This is a genomic window from Mesorhizobium sp., assembly GCF_005063415.1.
Lineage (GTDB): Bacteria > Pseudomonadota > Alphaproteobacteria > Rhizobiales > Rhizobiaceae > Mesorhizobium.
The window spans coordinates 1-5,928 of the sequence record NZ_SUEG01000222.1; the positions used below are offsets into that span (position 1 = coordinate 1).

Here is a 5,928-nt window from a genome sequence, read left to right on the forward strand (position 1 = left end):
CAAGGGTCATTCCCGGCCGTCCGGAATTCAGCTCGGTTCCAGCGAGTTCGAAACCGCGTGCAAATTCCTTAGGTATCCGTGGTATGGCCTGCAACAGAGCGGAAAAACGCGCGTGCACCAAAGCTTCCCACCGGAGCAGCGCGTCCGAAATTGAGGTTTCGGGGGCGCCAGCCACCTGTGCAACAGCGGGAGTCGATGCGACCCCCACAAGCCCGCAGGTTATGGCACTAGCAACCGACCATCCGCTCCGTCGCAATATCATTGAATTCCCCAATGCCACGCCTGGCGCTCCGGCCAGGTGATGGTCCGAAGCGACAAGTTAGCCGGAAAAGACACGTCGCCGCGCTTCGGAAAAAGTAGCGTCATCGTGGTGAGGATGCTCCCGTTAGCGTTGATTTTGTGCGTTGCTGTAGGCGCAGAGCGCTGCAAGGATCCACAATGCGAAATCGCATCCCGTCGCGGAAGGTAAATTACGGTAACGGACATAGTCTCGCACCAAAGCGCATCGCAGCCAGCTCGAAAACGACCTGATCTGCCACACGAAATAAAGACTGCGATTGCCGTGACCCATGCATGAGCCGCGATGTGAGAGGCAATCGACTGCCGTGGATTGTCGTGACCAAGAACGAGAACTTGAAACGACGATTGTCATGGCAATCCCGCCAACCACGGTCGCGCCGCTCGCGGCCAGTGTGGCGGGGATGGTCCAACCGCGCGTTGCCGAGCTGATCAAGCTGGGTCAGGTTGTCGACGCACATCAACGTGTCAAGGACGCCAGCTTCGAGGGCTGCCGTGACCAGTAGCATCTCAGCTTGAATTTCAGGCTGTGGGTGGAAAGCTGCCGGGCGGGCGGTCAGTGCTGGAGGCACTTGCGGCCCATTGCCATTGCCTTGTAAGTGCCCTTCAGATCGACGACAAAAGTCCCCTTGGTTTCCGGGAAGACGATCATTTTATATTTCTTCGCCACGTCGCGCTTGAATTTCGGGTCTTCTGTCAAGATGTAGCCGCCGGAATATCCGCCCTTGAGTTCGCCGCTCGTGCTGGTGGCCACACCGCTATAAAGGTGGCCGGCCATGGAGACGAAGATTTGCGACTGGTTGCCGTTCTGAAGGCCGATATTTATCTTCGTGAACACGCCAAGATACCCGACCTCCTGATTCGCGGTAACGCCCATTTGCACAGCACTTGGGCCATCTTGGCGTACGATCAAGCAATCTCCGCGGGTTTTATTTGCATAGACTGTCCAGCCCTCGATGTCGTCCCCGTATCGGACAAGCACATCGCTGGCCTTGGGAAGGGGGTTTTGGCTTTGTGCGTAGGCTGCCAACGCAGACGAAAGCGTCACTGACGTTGCCGCGATGAGTGTCATGAAGTTTCGCATAAATATTCCCCTCGTGTGATAGGAATTTCGCCCCCTGCTCAAACTGCTGCCTTTCCGCTCTTTAGGGAAGGTAACTAACTGTATGCTACCCGTGTTGAATCAATCGGCGATTTCCAGTCCAGCTTTTCTGAGCGACCCGAGAAAGAATTTGACATGTTGCAGGCGAACGTTCTTCACCAAAGCTGGCTGATTTTGTTCCAGCCACATGCGTTTTTTCTAGCCACACAATCTCCTGCGAATATTCACGCGCGCCGGCAATCGCCGCGGCAGAGTCCTGGGAGGCCGACGCGAACGGCGTTGCGAAGAAGGTGCGGCCCCATACGGTGGAGTACCGCCGCCAGATCGAGGGTGATATCACCAATGCGGCGGTGGATTACATCGGCCGCGAAGCGAAAGCGAAGCAACCATCTTCCTTTCTCTATGGCGGCCTCACCAACACCCATTATTCTACACTGCGGATGCTGATTTTGGGGGAAGTCGCGCATCGGCTTCTACGGCGATGCGATCATGATTACTGCAAAGTTCTCGACACCATCAAGGCGGCCAATGTGGAGGACAATACGATCGTGGTCTAGGTCTCGGACAATTGGGCCGCGTCCACGACCGGCCCGGCAGAAATCCGTTTTGCCCGCTCAATAGCTTCATCGAGCAACAACTACACAACTACTCGGAGTAATGCTTCCCCGAGTTGCTGCCGAGTTTCAATGCCCCGAAGCTCTTGAGATTCGCGAAGCAAGTCGGTCCAGCCGACCGAGAATTTTGTCATTCCTACCTGCCACCTTACGCGAGATTACAGTTAGTTACCTCCCTATTCGCGGGCTCGCGTGTCAAGGAGGGGCTGGGAGGGGTGCGCCCCTGCCAGATTACAGCGGATAGACCGGATGCGGCCGGCGACAGCCACCAGCGAGGACGCGATCATGAGGCTCCTGTCAGGCGAAGTGACCTCCCTGGTCGCAACTTTTGCACTAACGAGCACTGTTCCAGTTGATGCCGCACCGATCTTCGTGCCCAAGGCAAAAAGTGCGCAGTCCGACGTCATCCAAGTTCGGGATGGCTGGCATCGGGGTTATCGCGGCTACCGCCACTATCGTCCGGGATATTACCGGTACAACGACCTTTGGTTCCCCGGCGGCGCATTTGTCGCCGGAGCACTGATCGGTAGCGTGATCGCCAACAACGGCTACTACGGCGGCTATTATCGAAGCGGCTTCTACGGCGGGCCGTATTACAGCGATCCGTATTATGCCGATCCGTACTACCGCGACGAGTATTATGGCGACCGCTATTACGGTAACGGATATCACTCAAACATGTTCCGTCGCCCATGCTCGCCCAGGGAAGCCGATTCCGGTAACTGTTACTAGCGATCGTCATCGAGGGCAGGGCGCCCTGGACTCGTTTTCTATCCCGAGGACCGTTCCTTCGAGCGGCTTACAATCAGAAAATTACCTCGCCCTCCACGTAACTTACGTTCCGCTACCGGCTCGGTCCGGTAGTCTCGGGGAGACAATACGAACCAATCAACGGAACGGAACGCCGGCTGGCAGACAAAAAGCGGTTCTTGGAGGCGGTGCGCCAATTTCGCCGTTTGCCGTCACGATGACGATTGGTTCACAGGCTGGTGCTTGCCGCGGCAGATCGGGAGTTTTCTCTATGCCGCCGCGGTTCATTTCAGTCCCGGACGCGAGGGGGAGAAAATGGACAGTCGATTTGGGCAGCATCTGCGGAAAATGAAACTTGCGTTGCGCGACTCCCACGTCGTTATTCATATCTACTGACGCCGCCCGTGAATGGCGCGCCAGATCGGATTGGGGTCAAATATTTGAGGGGTGGTCTTGGAAGCCAGTTCGTCAAGCAAGTACAAGGTCGGCCGTGTCGTCAATGCACTGCTGGCATTCGCTTTGGTCGGCCTGTTTTGTGGATGCGCGTCGCGTCCCACGAATGTGTTGTTGCCTGTTGCCGACACCTCGCCGTCATCGAGCAAGATAAACATGCTGGTAGCGACCACCCGCCGCCGATCTTCCAACCCAGCGCAGATGTATACGGGCGAGCGCGGAATGGCTCCCTCGTTTACAGACATGACGGTGTCGATCCCGCCGGCGTCGGTCCGCAAGGTCGGCGAGGTCGCCTGGCCCAAGAAGCTGCCATCGAATCCGGCAACCGATTTCGCGGTTCTGAAAGCCGAAGAATTGTCGGTGCAGTCGGCCAAGGGTTGGCTGCACGCCTCTGTCAGGAAGAGCCCGGACCATAGTGTCCTGGTTTTCATCCACGGGTTCAACAATCGGTTCGAAGACGCTGTCTATCGCTTTGCCCAGATTGCCAAGGACACGGGCACAAGCAGCGCCCCGATCCTGGTCACCTGGCCGTCGCGGGGCAGTACATTGGCCTATGGCTATGATCGCGAAAGCACCAACTACACGCGAGATGCGGTCGAATTGCTGTTCCAGTACCTGGCTCGCGATCCCGAGGTAAAAGAGGTTTCGATCCTGGCTCATTCGATGGGCAACTGGCTTGCGCTGGAATCCCTGCGTCAGACGGCGATCCGCAACGGCGGCCTGCCAGCGAAGTTCAAGAACGTCATGCTTGCTGCGCCCGACGTCGATGTCGACGTTTTTCGCACCCAGATCGCCGACATGGGCAAACAGCACCCGCAATTTACACTCTTTGTCTCTCAGGACGATCGCGCCCTGGCATTCTCGCGGCGGATTTGGGGCAATATCCCCCGGCTCGGATCGATCAATCCCGAAGAGGCCCCCTATAAGGCAGAGCTCGCAAGCGAGAATGTAACTGTCATCGATCTGACGAAGGTCAAATCCGGCGACAGCCTGAATCACGGCAAGTTTGCCGCCTCGCCGCAGATCGTGCAGTTGATCGGGGCGCGGATGGCCAACGGCCAGACCCTGACCGACAGCAGGGTCGGTCTCGGCGACAGCATCGTGCAAGCGACGACCGGTGCGGCGGCGGCGGCGGGCAATGCTGCAGGATTGGTGGTTGCGGCGCCTGTTGCGATGGTCGATCAGAACACCAGAGAAAACTACGGCAACGAGGTCGAGGGCCTGACTGGCCGGCAAGCCAGCAAGAAAACAGACGCAGGTGGCAAGAAGTGCGATCCTACCAAAGGGTGCAAGAAATAGTCGCTGACGGGGGGAGGAGCTATGGCTATGAAAAAACGATGACGCTCCTTCAAATACCGGAAGACATAGCAATGGCTGCAGTCGATGCCGCCTCCGCAACCGACGACCGATCGCGTTCTCCTGCTATCGTCCGCACCATCCGTGCGAGTGGCGGCAAGGTTCTCATTTTGAGTCTCCCCGATGATGAAACCATCCGGAGAGCCTCGCCGGAAACGGCGCTGGATCAAGAGCTTGTTCAGTTCAAGCAGTGCAGCAAGCGACGCGCGCGGGGAGCCCAGATCCATTGCTGCGCACGCCACGGGATCTATCATCCAGGCCGGAGCGGTAATGACATGCCCCGGCACGATGACGAGATGAATGATCCGGCCGTTGGCGCGTTCTTCGCTGTTCTCGCAGCGAAGCCGGCGTCCGAAATACGGATGCCAGCGATAATGGACTTCGACCTCCTGCCCAACATGGGCAGAATGACCCCGAGATTGCGATGCCGCGCAGGCCGTTCTCGGCGATGTTGTTGTCGGCCTCCAGCCGGCCGTCGTCGAAGAAGCGGGAGAGCGCAACGCGGCGCTTGAGCGCGAAGAGGCCGGCGAGCAGCGGCTTTGCGGCGACGCGGATCGCCAAGCGATCGTGCACGGGCTTGCCTCTCGCATCAGCCTCGACGGCGTAGATTTGTGCGATCCGGTCGAGCGCTTCCTTGGCGACCGGTGATGCGGTCGCTTCCCAGGCATCGAATATCTTGCGCCGGCAATGCGCCCAACAGGCCACCTCTGTGATCGGGCCCGGGTTCGTGCGCTGCGGATTGTAGAGTTCCTCGAAGCCGGCATAGGCATCGGCCTGCAGGAAGCCCGTGAAGATCTTGAGATGCTCGCGCGGACGCTCCGCCTTGCGGTCGGGACTGTAGAAGAAAGCAGCCGCCGGCGGTGCTGTGCTGTGGAAAGGACTATCGTCGCGGACATAGACCCAGGCCCGGCCTGTCTTGGTGCGTCCGTTGCCCGGCGCTAACACCGGGACCGGTGTGTCGTCGCCATGGATCTTGTGGGCCGCGAAGACATGCCGCCGGATCGCCTCGACCAGCGGTTCCAGCAGCCAAGCCGCCTGGCCAACCCAGTCGGCCAGAGTAGAGCGATTGAGATCCACGCCTTCGCGGGCATAGATCGCGCTCTGCCGATAGAGCGGAAGATGATCGGCATACTTGGCGACCAGCACATGCGCCATCAATCCCGGTGCGGCGCGGCCCCGTGGTGTCGGCAAGGGTTGTCAAGCGAAGTGAGGATTTGACCCCCTGGGCGAAGTGAGGATTTGACCCCCTCATTGTTTTGCGGTTTCGTTGGTGCCGAGCGTCGTTCCGGCCTTCTGCAATAGGCCGGAACGACGCTTTTCGCGAAGCCGGTAGCTGTCGCCACGGATGGTTATCAC

Annotated in this window: 6 protein-coding genes and 2 pseudogenes; 4 read left to right on the top strand and 4 right to left on the bottom strand. The window is 58.7% G+C overall.

Annotated features, from left to right (window positions below; translation table 11 throughout):
* The first annotated feature begins 650 nt into the window (after positions 1-650).
* On the top strand, positions 651-803 hold the full coding sequence (locus tag E5W70_RS30275; protein WP_292664949.1) for a hypothetical protein: 153 nt from the start codon (positions 651-653) through the stop codon (positions 801-803).
* Positions 804-853: 50 nt separating this feature from the next.
* Here the strand turns inward: E5W70_RS30275 and E5W70_RS30280 are convergent, their stop codons facing one another.
* Positions 854-1,381, bottom strand: coding sequence for a hypothetical protein (locus E5W70_RS30280; RefSeq protein WP_366509760.1), 528 nt, complete (start codon positions 1,379-1,381; stop codon positions 854-856).
* Between the two features lie 323 nt (positions 1,382-1,704).
* On the opposite strand from E5W70_RS30280, the gene E5W70_RS30285 reads away from it, so the two are divergent.
* Both E5W70_RS30285 and E5W70_RS30290 read left to right on the top strand, forming a co-directional pair.
* On the top strand, positions 1,705-1,956 hold the full coding sequence (locus tag E5W70_RS30285; protein WP_292664951.1) for a hypothetical protein: 252 nt from the start codon (positions 1,705-1,707) through the stop codon (positions 1,954-1,956).
* A 306-nt stretch (positions 1,957-2,262) separates the two neighbouring features.
* Positions 2,263-2,745: a BA14K family protein gene (locus tag E5W70_RS30290; RefSeq protein ID WP_292664952.1), complete on the top strand. Its 483-nt coding sequence runs from the start codon at positions 2,263-2,265 to the stop codon at positions 2,743-2,745.
* A gap of 156 nt (positions 2,746-2,901) precedes the next feature.
* Here E5W70_RS30290 and E5W70_RS30295 read toward each other — a convergent pair whose 3' ends face one another.
* Positions 2,902-3,150 (bottom strand): hypothetical protein, encoded by a 249-nt coding sequence (locus E5W70_RS30295; RefSeq protein WP_292664953.1) that lies wholly within the window; start codon positions 3,148-3,150, stop codon positions 2,902-2,904.
* A gap of 132 nt (positions 3,151-3,282) precedes the next feature.
* Here E5W70_RS30295 and E5W70_RS30300 point away from each other — a divergent pair, with 132 nt between their 5' ends.
* Positions 3,283-4,515, top strand: a complete 1,233-nt coding sequence (locus E5W70_RS30300) for an alpha/beta hydrolase (RefSeq protein WP_292664954.1) — start codon at positions 3,283-3,285, stop codon at positions 4,513-4,515.
* 474 nt (positions 4,516-4,989) lie between these two features.
* Here E5W70_RS30300 and E5W70_RS30305 read toward each other — a convergent pair.
* Positions 4,990-5,751: pseudogene (locus E5W70_RS30305) on the bottom strand (IS66 family transposase); the annotation flags it as partial.
* A 69-nt stretch (positions 5,752-5,820) separates the two neighbouring features.
* Positions 5,821-5,928, bottom strand: a pseudogene (locus E5W70_RS30310) (ATP-binding protein); the annotation flags it as partial.